The following is a 25040-nucleotide window of genomic DNA, read 5'->3' as shown; positions in this document are numbered from 1 at the left end:
ATTAATTTTTAAAATAGTAGGTCAGATAATCTTCTAAAATTAACTGAGCTGCTAATTTATCTTTAACTCCTTTGCGTTTTTTTCTTGAATAACCGGCATTGATTAAGATTGATTCAGCTCCGATTGTTGATGAGTGCTCGTTTACTAAAATAACTTTTTGACTGAAATTTTGTTCTAGTAATGTTTTAAATTCTTCAACCATAATACTTCGTTCTGATTTAGAATTGTCTTTTCTTAATGGATAACCCAATACAAAAACATCAATATCGTTTTTATATTGCTCTAAATACAATTGCACGCGTTTTATAACTGCTTGAAAATTATTTTCTTCAAAGCGAAAATTTTCCAAACCACTAGCAATGATGCAATCCGAATCAGTAATTGCAAAACCACAAGTTTTTGTTCCTAAATCGAAAGCTAATTTACGCATTGTTAATAATTGATAAAAACATTTCTTCTAGTTGTGTGCTATCTTTTTCGGTTTCAAAACTTCCTTGCGCTGCTATTGCATTTCCACCACCTTTACCATTATTTTTGTCAAGAATGGTTTTAAGGATTAAATTTGAAGGTTTTTGTTTAGATGCAACAGTTACAAATACTTTACCTTCATTTAGACTGTAGGCAATAATTAGTGCTTCCTGGTATTTTTCTCTTAATTCGATAGCTGTCTTTTTAACTAGGCTTGCTTCATCTGCTTGCAAGATTAGATATTGAGTTCCATTTGAAGAAACTTTAAGTTCAACACCACTCAAGTCAAGACTCGCATTTTGCTTTTGTTTGTGTAGTTCTTTGAAGTCATTTCTTAGTTTATCTTCTTCGTTTTCCAATTGTTCTAAGTAAGCATGTAATTGATCGTTTGTGTAACTAGTTGTATCAAAAAGACTCAACTCATATTGATAATTTGCATCAAGTTCAATGTTTTTTGCTTTTAATGCATTTAGTAATTCAATTTGTTCTTGAATTTTTTGTTCATAGTATTCTTTAACTAATTTAGTTGATGTTATAACTCTTAAACGATAAATTCCAGTTCCTTTTGAGTCAACAGAAATAATTTTAAAATCTTCTAAAAATCCAGTGCTTGGAGCATGTGTTCCACCACATAAATCTTTAGTAATTCCATCAAAAACAACTACACGAACATGGCTTTGGTCATGATAATCACTTTCTTCAATAGTCATGTATGCACCGAATGCTTCTGCTTCTTTGACTGACATAATCTTATATTCACGTTTAACATCACGAGCAATGTATGCTTTCATTTTAGCTTCGATACTTTGAATTTGCTCTTTAGTTGGTTTTTTATCAGCAGGGAAATCGAATGTGAAGTATTCAGGCATAATGCTTGAACCTAGTTGTTCGATCTTTTCATCATTAAATGTTTCTCTTAAAGCATGGAACATAATGTGTGTTGCTGAGTGCCCACGCATGTATCCTTGTCTTTTTTCTACATCGACAAAACAGTCGACAGGCAAGTCTTTTTGAATTTTTCCTTTAACTTTGTGAACATGGTTTCAGTGTTTATCTTTGAAAACGTCCAAAATTTCAATTTCTTCACCATCTTGAACTATTTTTCCTCAGTCGTGGAATTGTCCTCCACTGGTTGCGTAGAATGGAGTTTTATCTAAAATTACATAACTTACATCTTCACTGTTATTGGTTTGCTCGATTTCTTCAAATTCATTTAGTAAGTAAAGAATTTTAGCTTTGTTATGTTGAGTTTCGCTATATCCTGTGAATTCAGATTCTAATTTTGTTATTAAATCTAATGAAGCAATAACTTTTTGCATCCCGCTTGCTACTTGTGAACGAGATTTTTCCCGGTGCATTTCTAGGTATTTATTGAATTCTCTAATATCAATTTTTAAACCTTTTTCAGCCAAAATTTCGCTAGTTAATTCAATTGGGAATCCATAAGTATCAAACATTTTGAAAGCAATTTCGGTTGAAATATTTCCTTCTTTTTCTATTTCTTTTTCAAGTAATTTTTCACCTTGATTAATAGTTTTTGAAAATAACATTTCTTCGTCGTAAATTACTTTCGAAACCGTTTCAACATCAATGTCGTAAATTAATGAATCTTTAACAGCTTGGACTAATTTGTATAAAAAGGCGCTACCTTCAATTTTTAGCTTCAATCCTGAACGATATGAGCGACGAATTAGACGACGAATAATGTAACCTCTTCCAACATTCGAAGGTTTCACTCCGTCGTTAATAGCATTAACACTTGCCCGCATATGATCTGCAATAATCTTAAATTGACTGTTAATGATTGCTTGTTGTTTTTCTTTTGTGAAGTAATTATTTATATCGTAACGGTAAGGTGTGTATTTTTCAATTTCATGAATAATTGTTTGGAATAAATCAGTATCAAAATTAGTTGGCACATCTTGAATAATGGCACATAAACGTTCGAATCCTGCTCCAGTATCAATGTTTTTATGTTTTAATTCGGTGTAATTATTTTCTCCATCATTATTAAATTGACTGAAAACGACGTTTCAAATTTCAATAAATCTATCATTTTCAATGTCATCTTTAATTAATTCCACACCACGACTGTCATATTTAGGACCTCTATCGTAATAAATCTCAGTACAAGGACCGCAAGGACCTTGACCGATATCTCAAAAGTTAGTTTCTTTTGTCCCTTTTATCATGTGGTTTGGATCCACACCCAGTTCCACTCAACGACGGTAAGTATCCATATCTTCTTCGTAAAAAGTAATATAAATGCGTTCTTTTTCAAATTTCAGAACATCAAATACAAATTCATATGCAAAAGCTATCGCTTCATTTTTAAAATAATCACCGATACTAAAATTACCTAACATTTCAAAAAATGTGTGGTGACGAGTTGTGATTCCAACGTTTTCAATATCATTAGTACGAATAGATTTTTGCGCATTAGTTAGTCTTGGGAATGGGGGAATTTTTTTACCGCTAAAATAATCTTTTAAAGTTGCTACTCCACTATTAATTCATAAAAGTGAAGGATCATTAACTGGAATAAGGCTTTTTGATTCAACTACCATGTGGTTTTTTGAAGCGAAAAAGTCTAATCACATTTGTCTTATTTGTTTGCTTGTTAACATAATTAGTCCTCATATAAAAATGTTTTTAATTTGTCTTGATAATAAATCTTATCAATTATTGCACCACCAACAACTTTTTGACCGTCGTAAATAACAACTTGCTGTCCTGGTGTTACTGCTTCAGTGGCATCGTAAATTACTTCAATTTGATTGTTTGCTAAAACTTTAATTCGACATTTAATGTCTTCTTGACGATACCTAAATTTAGCTGTTAAATTATCACTATTTCACTCGTGAGCAATTTGATTAAAATCATTTGCAATCATTTTGTCGCTTAGTAAGTATTCTTTATTATCTTCATTGGCAACATAAATTTCTTTTTTAGCAATATTGTGTCCTACTACAAAGTAAGGCTTTTCAAAACCACCAAGGTTCAGTCCTTTTCTTTGTCCGATTGTGTAGTACATTGCCCCTTTGTGTTTACCGACAATTTTCTTTGTTTCGATATCAATAATATTTCCAGGTTGGGCAGGAATATAATTTTCTAAAAAGTCACTGAATCTTCTTTCACCAATAAAACAAATTCCGGTTGAATCTTTTTTATCAGCAGTGATTAAATCTAGATCGTGAGCAATTTGGCGAATTTCACTTTTTAGATAATCTGCCAGTGGGAATAATGACTTAGCAATTTGTGAATTAGAAAGTTGGGCTAAAAAGTAAGTTTGATCTTTGGAATTATCCTTGGCTCTAAACAATTGATCACCTACACTTTTGGCATAATGACCCATTGCAATATAGTCAGATTTTAGTGTCTGGAAAGCATATTCAGCAAAAGCATTAAATTTAATGTATTTGTTACAGAAAATGTCTGGATTAGGTGTTCTTCCTGCTTCATATTCACGAATTAAGTAAGAAAAAACATTGTCTCAATACTCTTTAACAAAATCTACTCTATGTAGTGGAATATCAAGTTTTTTAGCCACAGCAAGAGCATCCTGATAGTCTTGTTCTTGGGGACAAATATCTTGTGAAATATCATCATTTCCTAAAAAATCATTGTTCAACATACTGTCCCAATTACGCATAAAAAGACCAACAACTTCGTGGCCTTGTTTTTTTAATAAATATGCTGCAACACTAGAATCTACTCCACCACTCATTCCTACTACAATTTTTGCCATCTAATTCCTTTCTAAATAAAATATTTATTTTATTTTTTCAAAGTTAATGCTAATATTATACAACACACGACTGCCACTACTAGCACTATTAATAAAATGAATCAAAATGCTTTGTGACCTTCAATCTCGCCAATAACTCTTTCAGCGGAGCGCTCATTAGTTCTGAGTAAAAGTTTTAGTAGTTTCTTGTCTTTTTGTTCCAATTCTTGCACCACCTCTCTTTGTCAGGCACGAAATTCTTGTTTATCTTTTTCTCAATATTTTTGTGCTTTCTCATCTCAATTGGTTGCTTTTCTTCTTAGATGATGTTTCTCATGTGCAACAATTGAGAGTTGATTCAATCCATATATCTGGGTTTTCAGTAATTTTATGTAGTGGTGTTCGCTTCAATTTAATTGTTCAAAAATTGCAACACCGTGAGACTCAAGAATGAAATACTTAGTTCTTTTAATCAATCAGTCAGGATCTTTGTGTGATCTACTGTAGTATTCAAAACACTTGGTATACATGTTAGTTTTTCCTGATTCTTTCATGCTTTTTCAATTCTTTGAGGCTTTTAAAAATTCTCTTCTATGAGAAGCAAAACGTGATTTAAAATTTTCACCAGTTTGACCAACATAAAGTAAGTTTTGAATTCTTATTAAATAAATTCCTTTTAGCGAACCATGTCGATATTCATCATAGGGTTCTAGAGTAACTTGTTTTAGTCATTCATCAATAAATTTCTTTGTCATCGCTTAAATTATACTTAATTGCTAGTAAGACTGAAAAAGTACTCAAAATAAGATATAAATTGAAAAACAAGAACCTTGTTAGGTTCTTGTTAAAATGATTATCTTTTGCATTTGTAGCTTCGAAACATCACTATTCACCAAAGACATCTGATAGCTCATTTTCAAAACTGTGTTCATCTTCGATTTTGTTAAATTCATTTAGCATTGAATGCGAGTCTTTACTTAAAATAATTTCTCTTGTTTTATCTGATTCGAACTGAATATTTGAACTCTTAATTCTTTCATTAATTTCTTCTGAAATTTCATGACTTGATTGTTTTTTATTTTCGACACCGGCAGCAATAATTGTAACAATAATTGAATCATCAGTTTCTTTATCACTTTGTGATTGTGAATTGTAACCGAAAATCATATTAACGTCACTTCCAATGATTTCTTTCATTGTTTCGTTTACGTTGTTAACGTCGTTTAAAGTACCTTTTTTACCGATTGAAATTTGAACTATACATTCTGTTGCACCTAGTATACTTGATTCTAAAATTGGACTTTTTAGAGCAGCTGCAACAGCTTTTTGCGCTTTATCTGTTCCAGTTGCCTGTCCGATTCCAACCACAAATTCTCCTGGGTTAGAACGAATTAGGGTGTTTAAATCTTCAAAGTCTAGGTTGATGTATGAAGGTAAAACTGTAATATCAATAATTGAGCGAATTAATTGTTTTAAAACTCTGTTTGAATATTTTCAAGATTCATCAATAGGAATATTTCCATATTCTTCTAACAATTTTTCGTTCGAAACAACAACATAACCATCAACATTTTTTCTCAGTTCTTCTAAACCTTTGTCAGCTGTTTGTCTTCTTTTGGTTCCTTCAAAACCGAAAGGAGTTGTAACAACTGCTAAAGTTAGAGCTCCTGATTCTTTAGCTAATTTTGCTATTTCAGGTGAAGCACCAGTTCCGGTTCCTCCACCCATTCCTGCAGCAATAATTACTAATTCAGCATTTTTAATTCTTTCACGAATTTCTTCTTTACTATCAATGGCAGCTTGGCGACCAACTTCGGGATTGGCACCAGCACCTCTACCACTTGCGTGCCCGATTTGCAAGCAGATAGATTGATCGGCAATATCTTTTAAAGCTTGTTTATCAGTGTTAACAGCAATATATTCAACCCCTTCAATTTTAACCACATCGATTAAACTTTTAATTGAATTATTACCTGCTCCACCAACTCCAATAACTTTAATTTTGGCAATTGCTGAAAGTTCTTTTTGATCCATAATGCTCCTTATATTTATTAATTAAATAACATGCGAATACGATTGAAAATACTAGTTTTAATTTTAACATCTCTAATAACGTTTGTATCAATAATAAAGGTGTTAGTAATATCTTGTTCGTAATCGTTAAAGCATAAGTAATTGATTATTGCTGAATTGTTTAGTTTTAGATTTTTGTCTACAAAGCTTTGTTTGTTTAAAGAAAATGTAAAGTCTTCGGAAATTGTTTTAAAAAACTGCATCATGTTTTCTAAATTGATTAAATTGGATTTGTTAATAACCACATTAACACCAATTAAGTCATTTTCTTGACTAAAAGCTTTGATTTCTTGATAAATTGTTTCTCAAAAATTATTAATTAATGAATATAGTTGATACGTTTTTAAATTATTTCTATAAGTTAAACTTTGGTATGCATCTTTTACCATTTTTGGATAACTTACTAAAATATTTTGTGCTTCTTGAAAACTTAAGTTGTGTTTTTTAGCAATTTGTTTTACTAAATTTGCTAGACCAAAATTAATTGCTTTGTAATTGATTAAATTATCTTTTTGAATAAGGCTTAATTCTAAATGTTCTTTTCCTAGAGTAACGCTAATTTGTTTTTGAGAACTATAAACGTTGCTTGCTAAATAAATGGCATTAACTTCGTTTTGCGACAAGAATTTTTCGACTTTTAAATTCAACTTTTTAACTAAAGCTTGCATCATTTCAAAAGCCTCGCTATCAATAAAACTTAAACGAGATTCTAGCATTAATTGGTTTACATTTTTATTGATTAACTGTTTTAAATTTTTATATTCTTGGAAGTTGTTGTCAACATTAGCAGCTACTTTTAAGTCTCTTTTTGAAATTAGATAATCATTTCCTAAATTGTTAGCAAAATGATTTTCGATTTCTTTTAGACAAAGAGCATCAAATTTTTGGCCGTGATAATTTGCTTGGTAATTTATAACTTGAGTTTTTAGACTTTCTGGCTTATCAAAAACACAAATAACATTGTTAATTGTTTTTTTAACATTAACAATTCTTTGAATTTCTTCAAATGCATTTTTAACTTGCGCTAAAGCCTGTTTGAATTCAATATCTTTTTGGAAAAGTGTATAAAAGTTATTGTTAATGCACTCTAAGGCACTAACTTCAAAGTTTTTGCTTTTCAGTTTTAAAAAAACCAAAACTTTTCTTTCCATAACTTAAATTAATTTCTCCAATACTCGTAATGTTGCTGAACGTGAGCGATAATTTTCAGTCGCTTCTTGTTCGGTGACAGTAATTTTTTTAAATTTATAACCTTCGGTAATTTGCACCGGAAGTTTGTAAGTATCGCTATTTATTTTTAACGATTTAAAGTAGTTCTTAACTATTCTGTCTTCTAAAGAATGAAAACTGATAACTGCCAATTTACCATTTTTAGTTAGTAATTCAACAGCTTGTGGCAACATTTTTTCAATTGCCTCAAATTCCTGATTAACTTCAATTCTTATTGCCTGAAAAATGGCGCGATAAGGATTTTTTTGACGCAATATTGCAGCAGGATAAGCATTTTTAATAACCTCACACAATTGCAAAGTACTATCGATTGGACGAGATTTGCAAATGGCATTCGCAACTTTTGAAAAAAGCTTAACATCAGCGTTTTTTTGCAAAATCTTTGCCAATTGTTCTTCACTAGTTTGGTTAACAATATCTCAAGCACTTATTTCTTGCTCTTGATTCATTCGCATATCTAATTTAGCATCTTTTGAATAGCTAAAGCCGCGACTAGCATCATCAATTTGCGGACTTGAAATTCCTAAGTCTGCAATCAATCCATCTATTTTTGTAACGCCATAAGTTCGCAATTGTTCTTTTAAAGAAGCAAAATCACTATGTATCAAGGTGAATTTATTTGATACTTTTTTCAAGCGCTCGTTTGCTTCTAAAATTGCTTGTTTATCTTTATCGAAACAATATAAATGGCCAGTTGTTAATTTTTTTAAGATTTCTTCACTATGACCACCCCTTCCCAAAGTAACATCAACATAAATTCCATTTGGTTTTATGTCAAGAGCTTCAATACTTTCATAAAGAAGCACAGGAATGTGGGTTATAAGCTAACTCCACTTTCAAATAATGTTTGGGCTAGTTTGTCAAAGTTCTCATCATCATCCATTGAACCTTCGGTCGCTTCATAAACTTCCTTAGCGAAAATTTCTGAATATTGACCCATACCAATGAACACAACATCTTTTTTGATAGCGGCACGAGTAATGAAACGTAGGGGTAGACTTAAACGACCTGACTTGTCTAATGTTACTTCTTCGGTATTAGCGAATATGTAACGAGCAAAATTACGGGCATTTTTATCTAGCATATTGGTTTGATTCAATTTTTGTTGTAATAACTCAAATTGTTCTTGACTACGAACAGTGATTGAACTATCTAGTCCGTAAGTTATGAAAAAAGTGTTTCCTAACTCATTACGAAACTTAGAAGGTACAACTAAACGGTTTTTTTCGTCTAATGTTCGGTCATATTTACCATACATTCCCATTTCCTCCCACTATCACCCATATTATAATACATTTGTTTCCACCTATATCAAAAATATTTTGATTTTGGTTAAGAAAAGTAATAAAAAAAATACCTTAATAATAGGTATTTATGTAAAAATGGTTATTTTTGCTTCTTGGTAACATCTTCAAGCGTATAAGTGTGAAGATTATGCATTTCGTAATAGTGGTTTAAAAGTCCTGCTTTTTTGAATTCAAATTTTGTAATTTTACCACTATTGTTGTCTAAATCTAGACTTAGATATGTTTCGGCGCTACCAAAAAGTGGGTCAATAAATGCTCCAGGGCAGATTGTGGTAAATTTTTCATTTTGTACTAATAACGGGTATCTTCCAAAACCGTGAATAAAAATGTTGTTGTCAATTTCAAGATTTTTGCTGGCTAAATACTCTTCTACCTTAGTTGCAACTGAGAGCTCTGAGTTGTAATCAACTTCTTTTGCTCCTGATGGTTGGTAGGTTAGGTATACTCTTTTCTGAATATTGTTGGCAAAATTTAAAGTAACAGTTAAAAAGTTATCCAACTTGCTATTAATATCTTTTGGACCACGTACTGCTCAGTCAAAATGATTTTTAATTCGACTATCGGGCATTTCGCTATTTCCACAACTGATAAATTTAACTACTTGATTATCTTTTTTGGCGAATGATTTTTCGAAATGAATAAAATCTTCAATACTGATGTTGTCCTGGTTGATATTGGCAAAAATTATTAAACGCATAATAAATCCTTTACTTTAATTGTAACCAAAAATAAAAAAACCTCTGCCGAAGCAAAGGTTTTAATTAAATTAATTATTTGTCAGCTTTAGCTTTGAAGTTTGCTACTTTAGCACCTTTGTAGAAACCACATTCATTACAGATTGTATGTGATAAAACTGGTGCTAAACAGTTTGAACAGCTTGATTGTGCTTTAACATCTAAAGCGTGGTGTGCACGACGTAGGTGTTTTCTTTGTTTTGAAGTTTTACGTTTTGGAACTATAGCCATATTCTAATCTCCTTTATTGCTTCTAATTTAATTTGCTAGTAATTAAACTAAAGAAATCATTGCCATTGGAGCACCGTCTCCACGACGAGGTCCAGTTTTGATAATACGAGTATATCCACCATTACGTTCTGCGTAACGAGGTCCTAAAACTTCAAATAAGTATTGCACAGCATCACGTCCATCTTTCATTTGAACATCTCTTAAGTAAGCTGCTGCTTGACGACGACTTGCTAAAGTATTTTTCTTAGCCAAGGTAATAACTTTTTCCACCTTACGACGTAATTGTTTTGCACGTGGTAAAGTTGTTTCAACTTTTCCGTTTACTAAAACATCTGTTACTAGTGAACGTTGTCAGTGACGTGTTCATTTTGAATTACGTCTAAAAACTTGAACAGGATTTGCCATTATTCATCTCCTTTATTGGTTGATTCTTTTCACATTTGAATTTTCTTAATAATATCGTCGACTGATTTTTTACCTAGATTTTTAATGTTACCTAATTCATCTTCACTTAATTTAACTAAATCATCGATGGTGTTGTATCCAGCACGGTGTAAAGCATTAACTGAACGAATAGTTAAGTCTAATTTTTCAATTGGAAGAATTAATTTATCGTCCACTGGTTTTTCGATTTTTTCATCTTCAAAAAGATCAATTTGTTCAATGTTTTGGACATTTCCAATTACTTGCAAGTGAGCAATTAAGATTTTAGATGCTTGACTTAATGCTTCGCGAGCTTCAACTGTTCCGTCAGTTTCTACTCTCATTAGTAATTCTTCTTCCACTAAAGCACTTGAAGAGTTAAGTTCAATAGTTTGGAAGCTAATTTTTTTAACAGGACTGAAATCACTGTCAACTGCTAAATATTGTCCTGATTTGATTTTTGAATCTAGACGTTGTTCTAATGTTTGGATGTAAGCTTTGTTGTCTTCGAAATCAACAAATCCTCTTCCGGCACGTAAGAACATATCAAATTCTAGATCTCCATCTTTTTGGATGTCAGCAATGTAGCAATCTTTGTTAACAATTTCTAGACCGCTTGGAAACTCGATATCACGAGCATAAACTTCACCAATTTTGTTTGAACGGAAGCTTACTTTAACAATTTGATTTTTGTTAAATAGTTCTTCATTGTATGTGAAACGAATTTTAGTCAAATTTTGTAATAGTGTAACAACATCTTCTCTGATACCGTCGATTGTAGAAAATTCATGTTCGACTTTATTGATTTTGATTGCGAATGGAGTGCAAGAAGTAATTGATGATAGCAATGTGCGACGAAGCGCTGTACCCAGTGTATTAGCGAAACCTCTTGAAAGTGGTTTTAAGCTAAATGTTGAACTAAATTCATCAACTCTTTCACTGTTTAATTCTGAATAATTCATTTTTGCCATTTTTTCCATAATTACTTAAGCTCTACTTTCTTTTTAAAATTTTCTTAGGTGGACGGGTTCCGTTGTGTGGAACTGGTGTTACATCTTTAACTTCTTTAATGATTAAACCAGAAGTTTCGATTTGTTTACGAGCTGTTGATTTTCCAGCTCCTACCCCTTTAACTAAGATTTTTACTTCTTTAAGTCCAAATTCTTTAGCTTTTTCTAGGGCTGCAGCAGCTGCTAAACCAGCTGCATAAGGGGTTTTTTTCTTGGTTCCTTTGTAACCAATTGCTCCTGATGAAGATCACGCGAAAACATTACCTTTGTCATCACTAAATGAAACAATAGTGTTTTGGTAAGTTGAGTGAATGTGGGCGATACCGCTAGTAATAACTTTTTTTTGTTTTTTAGCCATTATTATTTACCTTTCTTACCTGCAACTGTTTTACGAGGTCCCTTTCTTGTACGAGCATTCTTTTGTGTACATTGTCCACGAACTGGTAATCCTTTACGGTGTCTGATTCCACGGTATGATTTAATTTCCATTAAACGTTTGATGTTTAAAGAAACTTCACGACGTAAATCACCTTCAGTTGTGTATTCTTTAGCAATGTCACGAATTTTTGTAAGTTGGTCTTCAGAAAGATCTTTTACCCGGATATTTTCATCGATATCAGCTTTTTGTAAAATTTCTTGTGCCAAACTTTTTCCTATTCCATAAATGTATGTTAAAGAAATAACTACACGTTTATTGTTAGGAATTTCAACGTTTAAAACTCTAGCCATAATTTACTATCCTTGTCTTTGTTTGTGTTTTGGAATAATACAAATAATACGGTTTGTACCATTTCTTTTAATAACTTTGCAATCTTTGCAAATACGTTTGATTGAAGCACGAACTTTCATCGTTTTTCCTTTCGCTATTTATGACGATAAACGATTCGTCCTTTAGTTAAATCATAAGGACTCATTTCCACGTCAACACCATCTCCTGGAATAATACGAATATTGTATAAAGCCATTTTTCCAGAAATTGTAGCTTGAATTTCTAGACCATTATCAAGCATTACAACATAGGCTTTTGATGAGTGGACTTTGGTTACTTTACCAGTCATTTTAATTGCATCTTTTGCCATTTAAATTTTGTCTCCTGTTAAAATGATTGCCTGATCATTTTCAATAAGAATTGTTTGTTCATAGTGACTTGTCTTTTTATTATTGCGACTCACTATGGTTCAATCATCTTTTAAGGTTTTAACATTTGCTGAACCTTGCAAAATCATGGGTTCAATACAAATTGCCATACCATTGCGAATTAGTGGTCCTGTTCCTTTTAGGCCGATGTTTGGCACAAAGGGATCTTCGTGTAACTCAGTACCTATACCGTGACCGCTAAATTCTTCTGGAGTAAACATTCCATTTGCTTTGATAACTTTATAAATAGCAGCTGAAATGTCTCCAATTCGATTACCGACTTTGACTTCATTAAAACCGGCATAAAAAGCATCTTTGGCGACTTTAATTAGTTTTTTATCTTCTTCACCTGGGTTTGAACCCACATACTTAGTAAAAGCCGAATCACTGTACATGCCATTTCAAATAACACCCATATCAACTTTGACTAAGTCTCCCTCTTGTAAAACTCTGTCGCTTGGAATTCCATGAATTAATTCTTCGTTAACACTTATACAACAAGTATTAGGGAACCCATATTGGCCTAAAAAGGCAGGTTTTGCTTTACGAGCAATGATTTCTTTAAAAGCGATGCTATCAATTTCTTTTAAAGAAACACCTGGTCTTATAAAGTCATAAACTAAGTATTTAACTTCTGCCAGGATAGCACATGATTTTTTTAAATCATCAATTTGTTGCTTATTTTTAATTTTAATATTCATTTGCAGCCTTTTGTTTCAATGCATCAACCACGTCTTGATAAACTTTTTCAATTTCTTGGTCGGCATTGATACTAATTAAAATTCCTTTTGATGCGTAGAAATCAATTAGTGGTTTTGTTTGCTGTTCATAAACATTTAATCTTCTTAAAACAACATCGCTTTGGTCATCTTTTCTTTGAACTAATTTCTCACCATCATCGTCACAGTGAATGTTATCTTTTGAAGGATTGTAAGACAAGTGATAAGTACGCGAGCATTTTTGACATACTCTTCTTTCGCTTAGTCTCTTGATAACACTTTCTGAATCGATTTCTAACAAGATTGCTCAGTCAATTTTAGTAAAGTCTAAATTGTCAAGAAAATTGACCTGGTCAACGGTTCGAGGGTAACCGTCTAAAATATAGTGGCGTTTTGCAAGTGTCAATTTTTCCAACTTGTTTTTAACTAATTGATTAGTAATTTCATCACTAACATATAGGCCATTGCTGGTCAATTCAACAACTTGTAAACCTAATGGCGTTTTGGCATTAATTTCTTCACGAAACATTGCACCGGTTGATAGGTGGGCAAAATTATCTTGAAGGGATAATTTTTCCGCAATGGTTCCCTTACCTGCTCCCGGAGCACCTAAGAATATTAGGTTAACATTGTTTCAGTCTTTTATCACAATAAATCACCTTCTTCACCATTTTGTTGTGAATATAATATTTTTTTACGTTTACGAGCAAGTTCTTGAGACTTGTAACGCGCTTGAATTTGTTGGATTGTTTCAATAGTTACTGAAACTAAAATCATTAATCCAGTTCCACCGAACGCTATTGATTGTGGCATTCCTAAAATTTCTTCGATGTAACGCATAGCCCCAATTAAGATTAAATAAATGCTTGAAAAATAACTTAAATTAAGAATTTTGGCAATTAAATAATCTTCGGTTTGTTCCCCTGGTCTAACACCGGGGATGAAGGTTGAATTTTTGGCAAAATCTTCACTAATTTTGTCAATTTTAGATTGTTGTAAACCAAATAGAAGTGTGAAAGCAAAGGTTATTACAACAAATAAGAAGAAACCGATTGGTTGGGTTAGTTGTAAATTAGTATAAACTCAGTGATAAAAAGCACTCGTTGCGGGATTGAATAATCCAGCAATCATAGTTGGTAAACTTAGAAACATTAAAGCAAAAATTACTGACATAATTCCAGCTGGATTGGCTTTTAAAGGTAAATATGAAAGTTCTTTTTCATTTCTTGAAAGCCCTGCTCCAACTTGTTGAATAGGAATGTGTCTTTCTGCTAGATAGAAGATACCGACTATCATTACAACTAATAAGTAGCCAAGAACATAAACACCAAAGTTTAGTAATTCTTTTAGTGTAGCACTAGATTGTTTGAATGAAGGAACTAAAAACTCGAAAGCATTTCTGAATGTTGGAATCAAATTCGAAGCGATTCCAGCAAAAATGATTAAACTTGTTCCATTTCCTACACCCTTGTTAGTAATTTCTTCACCTAAAAATAAGGCAAAGAGGCTACCAGCAATCAGAATTAAAGGTAGCAAGAAGAATGCATAAGCATTAGTATTCAAACTATCAACAATTCTGATTCCGAACCCACTTGTTGGGTTTTTTAAGGCTCTTGTTAAAACAATAGCCTGAATAATTGCAAAGCCAAGCGTTACAAAACGAGTAATAATATTAATTTTTATTCTCCCTTGTGGTCCTGCTTGACTTAGACGATAGATTGGTGGAAAGAGCTTAGTTTGTAAAATCATCATAATCAAACTAGCAGTAATGAAGGGGCTAATTCCTAAAGCCATAATGCTAAAGTTTCTTAGTCCTCCACCACCAACTAGATTCAAGATTCCTAAAAAGTCTCCACCATTTAGTTGATCTCGGTTAACTAAATTAATTCCTGGAACAGTAATAGTTCCCGCTGCAACAAAGATTGTTAAAAGAAAAATAGTATACAAAATCTTTTTTACAAGATCATGGTTTTTTCAAAACTCGGTGTAACTATTTTTAAATTTCACTCACTTCGCATCGAAACGCACTTGGTTTTGTTTGCGATTGTTAGTGCTTGTTTTTTTCTTTGTTAAGGCCATTATTTAACCTCGATTTTTCCTCCAGCTGCAACAATTGCTTCGCTAGCTGATTGACTTAGAGCGTGAACATCTTCAACTACTAAAGCTTTTGATAGTTCTCCTCTTCCAAGAATTTTAACTGGCATATCGTATTTTTTGATTAGACCTTTATTGAATAAAGATTCAAAACTTACAACTTCATTTGCTTGGTAATATTCTTGTAATTGATCTAAGTTAACAACTTGGTATTCCACGTGGTTAACATTTTTGAATCCACGTTTTGGAATTCTTCTGAATAATGGGTTTTGTCCCCCTTCAAATCCTAGTCTTACTGTGTTACGTTTAGTTTGACCACTTTGTCCACGTCCTGCTTGTTTTCCTTTTCCAGCAGCGTGTCCACGTCCTACACGGTGTTTTTCTTTACGAGAACCAGGAGTGTATGATAAATTGCTTAATGTTTGTTTCATAAAATCTCCTTAATTATTGTAAATCTTCTACTTTAATGTCTCTAAGCTCAGCTACTTGTTGAGCGGTTCTTAGTTGTTTTAAAGCCTTAACTACAGCGTGAGCAACGTTTTGTTTGGTTCTTGATCCTAATGATTTTGTTGAAACATCAGTATATCCGGCTAATTCCATAACACTACGAACGGTATTTGAAGCTTTGAATCCTGTTCCTTTTGAGGCAGGACGTAGTTGTACTTTTGAAGCTAAGAATTTAGCTTGAATTTCATGTGGAACTGTTCCGTTTACAACAGGAACTTCAAAGATGTTTTTGTGTGCATCTTTAACAGCTTTTTTAATAGCGTCTTGAACTTCGTTTGCTTTACCGTGTCCAAATCCCACTTTTCCTTTTTTGTTTCCAACTACTACATAGGCTGAGAAGCTAAATCTTCTCCCCCCTTTAACAACGACAGTAACTCTGGCGATGTCAATAACTTTTTCTTCGAATTCTGAATTTAATTCACGATTAGAATTTTGACGATTTGGACGTCTTCTTTCTTCTTGATTATTTTCAGTATTTCTTGGTTTACGAACTGCTTTAGTTTCATCAGCGTTGTTTGGACGTGCTTTTTTAACTACTCTAGTTTTTCTTGCTTCTGCATTTGTTTCGGTGATTTCTTTTACGTTTTTATTTTCGTTTGCCATTAGAATTTAATCCCTTCTTCTCTTAGTGAATCAGCAAAAGCAGCAACTTTTCCGTGGTAAATGTATCCTGAACGGTCATAAACAACTTGTTCAACTTTTAGTTCGTGTAATTTTTTAGCAAATAATTTTGCTACTTGTTTTACCGCATCAATATTATTAGCATGTTGTGGTAAATCTTTGGTTGAAGCAGCTGCTAGTGTGGTGTGGTTTTCGTCATTAATTAATTGTGCATAGAAATTATGTAAAGATTTGTAAACAGATACACGAGGAACTGAAGCTGTTCCACTTAAGTGTTGACGGATTTTTAAGTGTTTTACTTTACGTCTGTCATTTCTTGATTTTTGCATATTTGTCTAACCTTTCTAGCTTCGATTATTTAGAAGCTTTTTTTCCTTCTTTACGACGAATAACTTCGTCTTTGTACATAATTCCTTTTCCTGAGTAAACGCTTGGACGACGAATGTCACGTAGAACTGCTGCGAATTGACCAACAGCTTGTTTATCAATTCCTTCAATAACAATGTTTGTTGGTTTTGGTAGACTTACTTTTAAGTTAGCAGGAATGTCTACTAAAACTGGGTGTGAGTAACCGGCGATAACTTCAATTTGGTTACCTTTTTGAGTTGCTTTATATCCAACCCCTTTAATTTCGATTTCTTTTTTAAATCCTTCACTAACTCCTTTTAGCATTCCACTAATTAAAGAGTTGGTTGTTCCGTGTAATTGTTTGGTGCTTTTTTCTTCGTTTAGGCGGTGTGTAGTAATTTGGTTGTTTTCGTTTTTAATTTCAATTAAATCTGAGAATTGAAAGCTTAGTGTTCCTTTTGGTCCTTTAACTTCAACGAATGATTTTTCGATTTTAACTTCAACGTTTGCTGGGATATTTAAAACTCTTTTTCCGACACGAGACATTCTTAATTCCTATCAAATGTAGGCGATAACTTCACCACCAACATTTGCCTTTCTTGCTTCTTTATCGGTCATTAGTCCTTGTGATGTTGAAATAATTGCAGTTCCAAATCCTGAAAGAACTTTAGGTAAGTTTTTAGCTGATGCATAAACTTTTAGTCCTGGTTTTGAAACTTTTTTAAGTCCACTAATAACTGGTTGTGAACCGGTGTATCCCTTGTATTTTAGTGAAATTGAAATTGCTTTATGGTTATCTTTTTCAACTTCTTTAAAATCAGCAATGTATCCTTCGTTTTTAAAGATTTCAAGGATTTTTACTTTTTTGTTTGAGTGAGGAACAACTACTTCACGGTGTTTACGAGCATTAGCGTTTTTGATACGAACAAACATGTCCGCAATTGGATCAATAATAATAGCCATATATTATCAACTCGCTTTCTTAATTCCTGGTAATTTACCTTCGTGAGCTAATGTACGGAAGCAAATTCTACAGATTTTGTATTTTCTTAAAACTGCATGTGGACGTCCACATAATTCACAACGTGTATAGAAACGGGTTGAGAATTTTGGAGTCTTTTTAGCTTTAACTTTTAATGATTTTTTTGCCATTAATTACTCCTTATTCAGCCTTCGCAAAAGGCATTCCTAAACTTTTTAGTAAAGCGTAAGCTTCTTTGTCATTTTTAGCACTTGTAACGATTAGAACATCTAGTCCTTTTAGTTTACGGATTTTATCGAAACTAATTTCTGGGAAGATAATTTCTTCTTTAACTCCGATTGCATAGTTTCCATTACCATCGAAGCTTTTTGGATTTGTACCGTGGAAATCACGTACCCGAGGTAGTGCTACTTCAATTAGTTTTGCTAAGAATGATCACATTCTTTCTCTTCTTAAAGTAACTTTTCCTCCCATTGGCATACCAGCACGTAATTTTCAAGAAGCTAATGATTTTTTAGCTGTGGTTTGGTATGGTTTTTGTCCTGCGATTAAAGCAAGTTCATTCATAACTTCTTCAATTGCTTTTGAGTTTGAAACTTCATTTCCAGCAGTCATGTTTAAAACGATTTTTTCAATACGTGGGATTTGCATATCTGATTTGTAGTTGAATTGTTGTTTAAGTTCAGCTTTGGTTACATCATTATAGTGTTTTTGTAATTTATTCATAATGTCTCCTTAATTAGATAGCTTTTTGAGTTTTCACAACAATTCTTTCTTTTTTACCGTTTTTATCAACTTTAAATCCTACTCTTGAATATGTTGCTGGGGTTGTTGCTGTTCCTTTTTTAACTAGAATAGCAACATTTGAAATGTGGATAGGGAATTCTTTAATTTCAATTCCACCTTCATTTTTTTGTTGGCTTGGTTTGTGGTGTTTAGTTTTCTTGTTAACGTCTTTTAAAGTAACTAATTGTTTAACTGGATCGATTGCTAGAACGGTTGATACTTTACCTTTTTGAGCTCCACTGATAACTACAACTGTGTCATTTTTACGAATTTTTTGACTAGCCATTATAGTACCTCCGGTGCTAATGAAACGATTTTTAAGTATCCTTTATCACGAAGTTCACGCGCTACTGGTCCGAAAACACGAGTTCCACGTGGGTTTTTATCTTCTTTAATGATTACTACAGCATTATCATCAAAACGAATGTTTGAACCGTTTTTACGTTGAATTCCGTATTTAGTTCTTACAACAACAGCTTTAACGATTTGTCCTTCTTTAACGATTCCGTTTGGAAGAGCTTTTTTAACAGAACAGATAACAACATCACCAATGTTTGCAAATTTCTTAACACTTCCTCCTAAGTTACGAATAATTCCGACTTCTTTAGCACCTGAGTTATCAGCTACTACAACTCTTGATAATTCTTGTAACATTAGTTTTCTCCCACTAGAGCTTTTTCTTTAATTGCAACTAGACGGAAATGTTTGGTTTTTGAAAGTGGACGAGTTTCTTGAATTCTAACTACATCATTTAAATTTGCTTGGTTGTTTTCATCATGTACTGCAAAACGTTTTGATTTTTTGAAACGTTTTTGGTAAATTGGGTGTTTTACATATGTTTCTACTAAAACGATAATGGTTTTATCATTTTTGGTTGAAACAACTTTTCCAGTTAAAACTTTACGGTTGTTTGATCTTTCCATTATTTAACTTCCTTTGATTTTTTTTCATTTAATGCTGTTAGTGCTCTTGCGATATCTTTTTTAACTTCTCTGATTTTGTGGTTTTGTTCTAATTGTCCAGTTTTTGATTTGAAACGAAGAGTGAATAAGTTAGCTTTGTAGTCAGCTACTAATTTTTCTAGTTCTTCAACACTTTTAGCTTGAAAATCTTTGAATTCCATTAGTTTTCTCCTTCTGTTTCTTCACGTTTAACAATTTTTACTTTAACTGGTAGTTTGTGTCCACCTAGACGTAGTGCTTCTAGAGCAATTTCTTCTTTAACACCTTTAACTTCAAACATCATTGTGTCTTCTTTAACAACTGCTAGTCATTGATCTGGAGATCCTTTTCCTGATCCCATACGAACTCCAATAGGTTTAGAAGTTTTTGACATATGTGGGAAAATTCTAATTCAAACTTGTCCTTCACGTCCCATTTTACGGGTAATAGCGATACGGGCTGCTTCAATTTGACGAGCTGAAACTCAAGCAGAAGTTTTAGCTTGCAATCCGTATTCTCCAAAACTTACTTTGTTTCCACGAAATGCTTTGGTTTTGTCGTGACGGATACGGAACATTTTACGGTGTTTAGTTCTTTTTGGTTGTAACATCGTTAGCTCCTTTTTCTAATTTTTCTCCCAATGATACTCAAACTTTAATTCCTAGTGCTCCATATGTTGTACGAGCTGTTGCTGTTGCATAGTCAACATCTTGACGAAGGGTGTGAAGTTTCATTTCACCTTCGTTGTATCCCTCTTTACGAGCCATGTCAACTCCATTTAGACGTCCTGAAACTGCAGTTTTAACACCTTTAGCTCCAGCTTTCATAGCAGCCTTGATAGCTTGTTTTTGAGCTAGTCTAAAGCTTCCACGGTTTTCTAATTTAACAGCGATTTGTTCTGCTAGTAATTTAGCATTTAAATCTGGTTTTTTAAGTTCAACAACTTCAATGTTGACATTTAAATTTTTATTTCTTAACGCTTTTTTCAAATCAGCAGTAAGTTGTTTAATGTTGTCTCCGTTTGTCCCTAAAACAACACCTGGTTTTGCTGTGTGCAATAATACTGAAATGTGTTCTTTGTTGTCTCTTTTAATTTGTACATTTCCAATTTGGTAGTTACGAACTAATTTATTGAAGAAACGGTAAATTGCTTGGTCTTGTAATAAGTTAGCAGCATATTGTGCTTTGTCAGCATATCAAGTTGAGTTGTGGTCTTTAGTAATTCCGTATCTAAAACCATTTGGATTAACTTTTTGTCCCATAGTAAACTCTCCTTAATTAATATTCACTTACTTCGATAAAGAAGTGGCTTGTTCTCTTTAAGATTGGATATGCTCTACCTTGTGAGTGAGGTTGGTAACGTTTTAAAGTTGGACCTTCATTTACAAGTAGTTTTGAAATGTATAACTTATCAGCATTTAGACCGTGGTTGTTGGTTGCATTAGCGATAGCACTTTTTAGAAGTTTTAAAAGAATGTAAGTAGCTTTTTTATTAGTAGTTTTTAGAATAGCGATAGCTTCTTGAGTTGATTTGTTACGAATTAAGTCAGCAACTAGACGGGCTTTACGAGCAGAAATTCTTTGTGTTTTAACACTTGCGTTTGCTGATTTCATTATTTCTTCTTCCCTTTATCTGCACCATGTCCTGTGTATGTACGGGTTGGTGAGAATTCTCCTAATTTATGTCCGACCATGTCAGCTGTTACGAAAACATCGTTGAAAACTTTTCCATTGTGAACTTGGAATGTTAATCCAACAAATTCTGGGAAGATTGTTGAACGACGACTTCAAGTTTTAATTGGACGTTTTGGTGCTTTGTTTTCTAGAATAGCAACAACTTTTTTCATTAAATGGTCATCAACAAATGGACCTTTTTTTAGTGATCTAGCCATTATTTACTTGCCTTTCTTCTTCTTATAATCAACTTGTTTGAAGCTTTCTTAGTTGAACGAGTTTTAACTCCAAGAGCTTTTTTACCTCATGGTGTAAGTGGAGCTTTACGTCCGATTGGTTGACGCCCTTCTCCCCCTCCATGTGGGTGATCGTTAGGGTTCATTGCTGACCCACGTACTGTTGGACGAATTCCAAGGTGACGGTTACGTCCTGCTTTTCCGATATTTACTAATAAGTGTTCTTCATTTCCGACAACTCCAATAGTTGCACGACATTCTCCAAGAACTTTACGTACTTCACCACTTTTTAGTCTTAGAATAATATATTTACCTTCTTCATCTTTACCTAAAATTTGGGCGCTTGTTCCAGCACTACGGGCAATAATTCCCCCTTGTTTAGGCTGTAATTCGATGTTGTGAACGAATGTACCTTCAGGAATGTTTTTTAGTGCCAAGCTGTTTCCAACTTTAATGTCAGCACTGTCTCCTGAAACAACAACACTTCCAACACTTAGTCCTTTAGGGTGAAGGATGTAACGTTTTTCTCCATCACGATAAACAACTAATGAAATGTTTGCACTACGGTTTGGATCGTATTCGATTGTTTTAACAATTCCTTCGATTCCATCTTTGTTACGTTTGAAATCGATAATACGATATTTACGTTTAGTTCCACCTCCGTGGTGACGAGTTGTTATAACTCCCCGATTATTTCTACCAGCATGTTTTTTTAAAGTAACTAGTAGAGATTTTTCAGGAGCATGACCAGTTAGATTTTTCTTGTAATCTAACGATGTCATGTGTCTACGACCATTAGAGGTTGGCTTGTAATGTTTAATAGCCATCGTATTCTCCTTTAATGATTGACCTAAAAATAATGAGATTTTGTCTTTTAGGTGATTAATTCTGTTTTAAAACTTATCTTATGGTTAGCAAGATAAATTATTTAGCAGCTTTTTTAGCTAATTTTTCAGCAACTTTTGCTTCTACTGCTTTAGCGTCTTTTTTGTTTTCTGCAACTTCTGTTTGTGCTGCAGTTTCTTCTTTTTCTTCAGCTTTAGATTCTTCTGGGAAGAAATTGATGCTGTATCCATCTTGTAGATATACTAAAGCTTTTTTGTATTTGTTTGTGTATCCTGCAAAACGTCCTAGTCTTTTTGGTTTGGCAGCAACTGTTAGAATGTTAACACTTGCTACTTTAACGTCAAAAATGAATTCAACAGCTTTTCTTACTTCAACTTTGTTTGTACGACGATCTACTGCAAATGTGTAAATATTGTCTGACATTTGGTTGTAGCTTTTTTCAGTTAAAATTGGATATTTAATTACATCATTAACGTTCATTATTTAACCAACCCTTCTAATACTTTTACATCGTTTTCACTAATTACCATCACATCAGCTGCTAATAGTCTTTCAACGCTTAGTGAGCTTACTTTAACAGTAACTACGTTTTGTAAGTTTCTTGCTGATAGGAAAACATTTTCATCACTAGTTACTAATAAAACGTTTTTAACATCAGCTAGACCTGTTGCCTTTAATTGACTAACTAGTTCTTTAGTTGAAGGTTTTGCAAGTTTGTATTCGTGAACAAAAACTTGTTGTGCTTGAGCTAATTGGCTTAAAGCACTTTTAACTGCTAGAGCACGAACTTTTTTGTTTACTTTTAATGAGTAGTTTTTAGCTGTGGTAGGTCCAAATGCTCTTCCCCCACCTACTCAAATTGGTGAACGCATTGATCCTGCACGTGCACGACCAGTTCCTTTTTGTCTTCAAGGTTTTTTACCTGTCCCTGAAACTTCTCCACGATTTTTAACTTTGTGAGTTGAAAATCTTCTTGAAGCACGATCACTTAAAATAGTGTCGAAAATTGCTTGTGCGTGAACTTCTTCTAATCCGAATAATCTTTGTGGTAATTTATCTGAAGCAAATTTTAGACTTTGAGATTGTGTTTTAACAACATCAACAGCTGGTTTAGCTTCTTTTTTAGTTGTAGCTTTTTTGTTTTCTGCCATTATTAAACCTCTTGTTCTTGTTCTTTAGCTTCTTCAGCTTTTTGTTTTGCTTCTTCTAATAGTTGTTTCATTTCATCTAGTGACATTGATGATTCTAATACCACACCATATTTTTTAGCTTCTTCGAATAGTTCATTTTTAGCAATTGCAACTTTTAGATCAACTAATTCAATAGCTGGTCTTTTAGCAATATGTTTTGCATTTTGTTTAACTGTTACAAATCCTTTGTTTGGTCCTGGTACTGAACCTTTAATAATGATTAAGTTGTTTTCTTTATCAGTAGCAACAACTTCTAAGTTTTGTACAGTAGTTTTAACGTTTCCTAAGTGACCTGGCATGGTCATTCCTTTAACAACACGGTTTCCAGAAATGTCCCCGATTGATCCAGTTTGACGGATAGGTTTGCTTCCTCCCCCTCCCCCGTGAGACTTAGGTCCGATTTTTTGATTGTGACGTTTAATGGTTCCTGCAAACCCTTTTCCTTTAGAAGTTGCTTGTACGTCAACGACTTCTCCTGCTTCAAAAATAGTTACATCAACCATTTGCCCTAATTCGTAACCTGACATGTTACGAATTTCTTTTACGAAGCGCTTAGGTGTTGTGTTGGCTGCAGCGAATCTATTAACTTCAGGTTTTTTGATTCTTGATTGTTTTTTGTCTTCAACAGCTAATTGCACAGCAACATAACCGTCTTTATCAGCTGTTAGAACTTTAGTAACAACATTTGGTTTAACTTCAATCACAGTAACAGGAATTGCATTACCTTCAGCTGTGAATAATTGAGTCATCCCAACTTTTCTTCCTAAGATTCCTTTCATCTTGATCCTTTCATTTTGTTATTGAAATTGATATTTATATGTACGCACGGGCGCATATATAAAATAAAAACAAACTGTTAATTACTTAACAGATTTGATACTTAATTCAACTCCAGCTGGCAATTCTAAAGATTTGAATCTATCAGCTAGTTTTTCACTTACGTTATCAATAATGATTAAACGTTTGTGAGTTCTTGATTCGAACTGTTCACGTGATTTTTTGTTAACGTGAACTGAACGCAAGATAGTGATGATTTCTTTTCTTGTTGGCAATGGAATTGGTCCACTTACATTAGCTTTCTCGCTTTTAGCTAATTCAACAATTTTCACACTAGCTTGGTCAACTAAAGCATGTTCGAATGATTTAACTTTGATTTGTAATTTCATTTGTTCTCCTTGTTCATTAATTTTGAACTGACTCCACATAAAAACTAATCTCCGAGAAGAACAACTAAGCTCGGAGTATTACAACCTTATGTATCACAGTCGTAGTTGCTTATTAATTATAACAAAAAACGATTTTTTTACAAAACGATTTTTTAGCCTTTTCTTAAACAATAATGACAAATATTACCGAGGCTAAAATATACAAAACAAGACTAAACCAAGCAAATATTTTAATTGCTACTCAACCTTTTTTATAATTTATAAAATCATAAGTTGCACAACAAAGACTAACTAATATTACAGCAATTAATCAATACGAAATAACTAACTTATTCTTGAAGTATAGATCGTTGTTTATATATTTTCCCATCATCATAAATAAAGCAAAGATAGCTACAATCAAAAAATAAAAAAGTAGCAATTGCAAAGCCTTAGTGATGTCTTTAATATGATAGTTTTTGCTTTGTTTAGTGATTTGTTTCATATTCATATATTGTACTAAAAAGATAAATAAAAAAGCCCAAAAAGGGCTTTCCTAGATCTCTGAAAACTGAATAGAAAGACTAATCAACATATAGAATTAAACTATT

At 32.9% G+C, this 25040-nt stretch carries 39 protein-coding genes and 1 pseudogene; all 40 read right to left on the bottom strand.

All coding sequences use genetic code 4. The annotated features are described in order from the left end of the window. Position 1: 1 nt before the first annotated feature. Complete coding sequence (gene ruvX, locus ACWXVV_RS01740) at positions 2–430, bottom strand: Holliday junction resolvase RuvX (RefSeq protein ID WP_438341275.1); 429 nt, start codon at positions 428–430, stop codon at positions 2–4. Beyond that, a complete protein-coding gene (alaS, locus tag ACWXVV_RS01735; protein ID WP_438341276.1) occupies positions 423–3095 on the bottom strand; it encodes an alanine--tRNA ligase in 2673 nt (890 codons plus the stop codon). Before alaS ends, ruvX begins: the two co-directional genes overlap by 8 nt. 2 nt (positions 3096–3097) lie before the next feature. Beyond that, positions 3098–4216: a tRNA 2-thiouridine(34) synthase MnmA gene (gene mnmA, locus ACWXVV_RS01730; protein WP_438341277.1), complete on the bottom strand. Its 1119-nt coding sequence runs from the start codon at positions 4214–4216 to the stop codon at positions 3098–3100. 29 nt (positions 4217–4245) lie between these two features. Then, positions 4246–4950 carry a hypothetical protein gene (locus tag ACWXVV_RS01725; RefSeq protein WP_455984732.1) on the bottom strand — a complete coding sequence of 235 codons (705 nt, stop codon included), beginning with the start codon at positions 4948–4950 and terminating at the stop codon, positions 4246–4248. Positions 4951–5080: 130 nt separating this feature from the next. Continuing rightward, complete coding sequence (gene ftsZ / locus ACWXVV_RS01720; RefSeq protein WP_438341279.1) at positions 5081–6229, bottom strand: cell division protein FtsZ; 1149 nt, start codon at positions 6227–6229, stop codon at positions 5081–5083. Between the two features lie 17 nt (positions 6230–6246). Next, positions 6247–7419, bottom strand: coding sequence for a hypothetical protein (locus ACWXVV_RS01715; RefSeq protein ID WP_455979016.1), 1173 nt, complete (start codon positions 7417–7419; stop codon positions 6247–6249). Between the two features lie 3 nt (positions 7420–7422). Then, positions 7423–8304, bottom strand: coding sequence for a 16S rRNA (cytosine(1402)-N(4))-methyltransferase RsmH (rsmH, locus tag ACWXVV_RS01710; RefSeq protein ID WP_455984733.1), 882 nt, complete (start codon positions 8302–8304; stop codon positions 7423–7425). Between the two features lie 11 nt (positions 8305–8315). Then, entirely contained in the window at positions 8316–8756 is a 441-nt protein-coding gene (locus tag ACWXVV_RS01705; protein ID WP_438341282.1) for a division/cell wall cluster transcriptional repressor MraZ, read from the bottom strand. Positions 8757–8884: 128 nt separating this feature from the next. Beyond that, positions 8885–9502 (bottom strand): hypothetical protein, encoded by a 618-nt coding sequence (locus ACWXVV_RS01700; RefSeq protein WP_455967820.1) that lies wholly within the window; start codon positions 9500–9502, stop codon positions 8885–8887. 73 nt (positions 9503–9575) lie between these two features. Further along, positions 9576–9770, bottom strand: a complete 195-nt coding sequence (gene rpmF / locus ACWXVV_RS01695) for a 50S ribosomal protein L32 (RefSeq protein WP_438341284.1) — start codon at positions 9768–9770, stop codon at positions 9576–9578. A gap of 42 nt (positions 9771–9812) precedes the next feature. Continuing rightward, complete coding sequence (gene rplQ / locus ACWXVV_RS01690) at positions 9813–10175, bottom strand: 50S ribosomal protein L17 (protein ID WP_438341285.1); 363 nt, start codon at positions 10173–10175, stop codon at positions 9813–9815. Continuing rightward, entirely contained in the window at positions 10175–11173 is a 999-nt protein-coding gene (locus tag ACWXVV_RS01685) for a DNA-directed RNA polymerase subunit alpha (protein ID WP_456012462.1), read from the bottom strand. The genes rplQ and ACWXVV_RS01685 overlap by 1 nt, the downstream gene beginning before the upstream one ends. Positions 11174–11186: 13 nt before the next feature. After that, the gene (gene rpsK, locus ACWXVV_RS01680; protein ID WP_438341287.1) at positions 11187–11561 is read right to left on the bottom strand and encodes a 30S ribosomal protein S11; all 375 of its coding nucleotides are present in this window, start codon (positions 11559–11561) and stop codon (positions 11187–11189) included. Between the two features lie 2 nt (positions 11562–11563). Continuing rightward, complete coding sequence (gene rpsM / locus ACWXVV_RS01675) at positions 11564–11932, bottom strand: 30S ribosomal protein S13 (RefSeq protein WP_438341288.1); 369 nt, start codon at positions 11930–11932, stop codon at positions 11564–11566. Between the two features lie 6 nt (positions 11933–11938). Further along, a complete protein-coding gene (rpmJ, locus tag ACWXVV_RS01670) occupies positions 11939–12052 on the bottom strand; it encodes a 50S ribosomal protein L36 (RefSeq protein WP_438341289.1) in 114 nt (37 codons plus the stop codon). 14 nt (positions 12053–12066) lie between these two features. Further along, a complete protein-coding gene (gene infA, locus ACWXVV_RS01665; protein ID WP_438341290.1) occupies positions 12067–12282 on the bottom strand; it encodes a translation initiation factor IF-1 in 216 nt (71 codons plus the stop codon). Then, a complete protein-coding gene (gene map, locus ACWXVV_RS01660) occupies positions 12283–13041 on the bottom strand; it encodes a type I methionyl aminopeptidase (protein ID WP_455979018.1) in 759 nt (252 codons plus the stop codon). Continuing rightward, positions 13031–13708 carry an adenylate kinase family protein gene (locus ACWXVV_RS01655; RefSeq protein WP_455979019.1) on the bottom strand — a complete coding sequence of 226 codons (678 nt, stop codon included), beginning with the start codon at positions 13706–13708 and terminating at the stop codon, positions 13031–13033. The genes map and ACWXVV_RS01655 overlap by 11 nt, the downstream gene beginning before the upstream one ends. After that, positions 13702–15138, bottom strand: a complete 1437-nt coding sequence (secY, locus tag ACWXVV_RS01650; protein WP_455979020.1) for a preprotein translocase subunit SecY — start codon at positions 15136–15138, stop codon at positions 13702–13704. Before secY ends, ACWXVV_RS01655 begins: the two co-directional genes overlap by 7 nt. Then, complete coding sequence (gene rplO / locus ACWXVV_RS01645; RefSeq protein ID WP_438341294.1) at positions 15138–15584, bottom strand: 50S ribosomal protein L15; 447 nt, start codon at positions 15582–15584, stop codon at positions 15138–15140. Before rplO ends, secY begins: the two co-directional genes overlap by 1 nt. A 13-nt stretch (positions 15585–15597) precedes the next feature. Continuing rightward, positions 15598–16263, bottom strand: a complete 666-nt coding sequence (gene rpsE, locus ACWXVV_RS01640; RefSeq protein WP_455967815.1) for a 30S ribosomal protein S5 — start codon at positions 16261–16263, stop codon at positions 15598–15600. Next, on the bottom strand, positions 16263–16610 hold the full coding sequence (gene rplR, locus ACWXVV_RS01635) for a 50S ribosomal protein L18 (RefSeq protein ID WP_438341296.1): 348 nt from the start codon (positions 16608–16610) through the stop codon (positions 16263–16265). Before rplR ends, rpsE begins: the two co-directional genes overlap by 1 nt. 25 nt (positions 16611–16635) lie before the next feature. Continuing rightward, entirely contained in the window at positions 16636–17175 is a 540-nt protein-coding gene (rplF, locus tag ACWXVV_RS01630; protein ID WP_438341297.1) for a 50S ribosomal protein L6, read from the bottom strand. Between the two features lie 9 nt (positions 17176–17184). Next, positions 17185–17586: a 30S ribosomal protein S8 gene (gene rpsH, locus ACWXVV_RS01625; protein WP_438341800.1), complete on the bottom strand. Its 402-nt coding sequence runs from the start codon at positions 17584–17586 to the stop codon at positions 17185–17187. 9 nt (positions 17587–17595) lie between these two features. After that, the gene (locus ACWXVV_RS01620) at positions 17596–17781 is read right to left on the bottom strand and encodes a type Z 30S ribosomal protein S14 (protein WP_438341298.1); all 186 of its coding nucleotides are present in this window, start codon (positions 17779–17781) and stop codon (positions 17596–17598) included. A 10-nt stretch (positions 17782–17791) separates the two neighbouring features. After that, positions 17792–18340 (bottom strand): 50S ribosomal protein L5, encoded by a 549-nt coding sequence (gene rplE, locus ACWXVV_RS01615; RefSeq protein WP_438341801.1) that lies wholly within the window; start codon positions 18338–18340, stop codon positions 17792–17794. A 10-nt stretch (positions 18341–18350) separates the two neighbouring features. Continuing rightward, positions 18351–18683: a 50S ribosomal protein L24 gene (gene rplX / locus ACWXVV_RS01610; protein ID WP_438341299.1), complete on the bottom strand. Its 333-nt coding sequence runs from the start codon at positions 18681–18683 to the stop codon at positions 18351–18353. Then, positions 18683–19051 carry a 50S ribosomal protein L14 gene (rplN, locus tag ACWXVV_RS01605; RefSeq protein ID WP_438341300.1) on the bottom strand — a complete coding sequence of 123 codons (369 nt, stop codon included), beginning with the start codon at positions 19049–19051 and terminating at the stop codon, positions 18683–18685. Before rplN ends, rplX begins: the two co-directional genes overlap by 1 nt. Further along, a complete protein-coding gene (gene rpsQ, locus ACWXVV_RS01600; RefSeq protein ID WP_438341301.1) occupies positions 19051–19320 on the bottom strand; it encodes a 30S ribosomal protein S17 in 270 nt (89 codons plus the stop codon). The genes rplN and rpsQ overlap by 1 nt, the downstream gene beginning before the upstream one ends. Then, on the bottom strand, positions 19320–19520 hold the full coding sequence (gene rpmC, locus ACWXVV_RS01595; protein WP_438341302.1) for a 50S ribosomal protein L29: 201 nt from the start codon (positions 19518–19520) through the stop codon (positions 19320–19322). The genes rpsQ and rpmC overlap by 1 nt, the downstream gene beginning before the upstream one ends. Beyond that, a complete protein-coding gene (gene rplP, locus ACWXVV_RS01590) occupies positions 19520–19948 on the bottom strand; it encodes a 50S ribosomal protein L16 (RefSeq protein WP_438341303.1) in 429 nt (142 codons plus the stop codon). Before rplP ends, rpmC begins: the two co-directional genes overlap by 1 nt. Further along, positions 19926–20600: a 30S ribosomal protein S3 gene (gene rpsC, locus ACWXVV_RS01585; RefSeq protein ID WP_438341304.1), complete on the bottom strand. Its 675-nt coding sequence runs from the start codon at positions 20598–20600 to the stop codon at positions 19926–19928. The genes rplP and rpsC overlap by 23 nt, the downstream gene beginning before the upstream one ends. Positions 20601–20616: 16 nt before the next feature. Further along, a complete protein-coding gene (rplV, locus tag ACWXVV_RS01580; RefSeq protein ID WP_438341305.1) occupies positions 20617–20952 on the bottom strand; it encodes a 50S ribosomal protein L22 in 336 nt (111 codons plus the stop codon). Further along, positions 20952–21230, bottom strand: coding sequence for a 30S ribosomal protein S19 (gene rpsS / locus ACWXVV_RS01575; RefSeq protein ID WP_455967809.1), 279 nt, complete (start codon positions 21228–21230; stop codon positions 20952–20954). The genes rplV and rpsS overlap by 1 nt, the downstream gene beginning before the upstream one ends. After that, the gene (gene rplB, locus ACWXVV_RS01570; protein ID WP_438341307.1) at positions 21230–22075 is read right to left on the bottom strand and encodes a 50S ribosomal protein L2; all 846 of its coding nucleotides are present in this window, start codon (positions 22073–22075) and stop codon (positions 21230–21232) included. The genes rpsS and rplB overlap by 1 nt, the downstream gene beginning before the upstream one ends. A 97-nt stretch (positions 22076–22172) precedes the next feature. Further along, positions 22173–22574 (bottom strand): 50S ribosomal protein L23, encoded by a 402-nt coding sequence (gene rplW / locus ACWXVV_RS01565; protein WP_438341308.1) that lies wholly within the window; start codon positions 22572–22574, stop codon positions 22173–22175. After that, on the bottom strand, positions 22574–23245 hold the full coding sequence (gene rplD / locus ACWXVV_RS01560) for a 50S ribosomal protein L4 (protein WP_438341309.1): 672 nt from the start codon (positions 23243–23245) through the stop codon (positions 22574–22576). The genes rplW and rplD overlap by 1 nt, the downstream gene beginning before the upstream one ends. 143 nt (positions 23246–23388) lie before the next feature. Further along, positions 23389–24063, bottom strand: a pseudogene (rplC, locus tag ACWXVV_RS01555) (50S ribosomal protein L3); the annotation flags it as partial. 81 nt (positions 24064–24144) lie between these two features. Beyond that, a complete protein-coding gene (gene rpsJ, locus ACWXVV_RS01550; protein WP_456012461.1) occupies positions 24145–24489 on the bottom strand; it encodes a 30S ribosomal protein S10 in 345 nt (114 codons plus the stop codon). 124 nt (positions 24490–24613) lie between these two features. Continuing rightward, on the bottom strand, positions 24614–24940 hold the full coding sequence (locus tag ACWXVV_RS01545) for a hypothetical protein (protein ID WP_455984736.1): 327 nt from the start codon (positions 24938–24940) through the stop codon (positions 24614–24616). Positions 24941–25040 lie beyond the last annotated feature (100 nt).

It is taken from the genome of Mycoplasma sp. 3392 (assembly GCF_053851755.1).
Note: the sequence above shows the minus strand (reverse complement) of the source record. Positions and strands in the feature narration are given on the sequence as shown.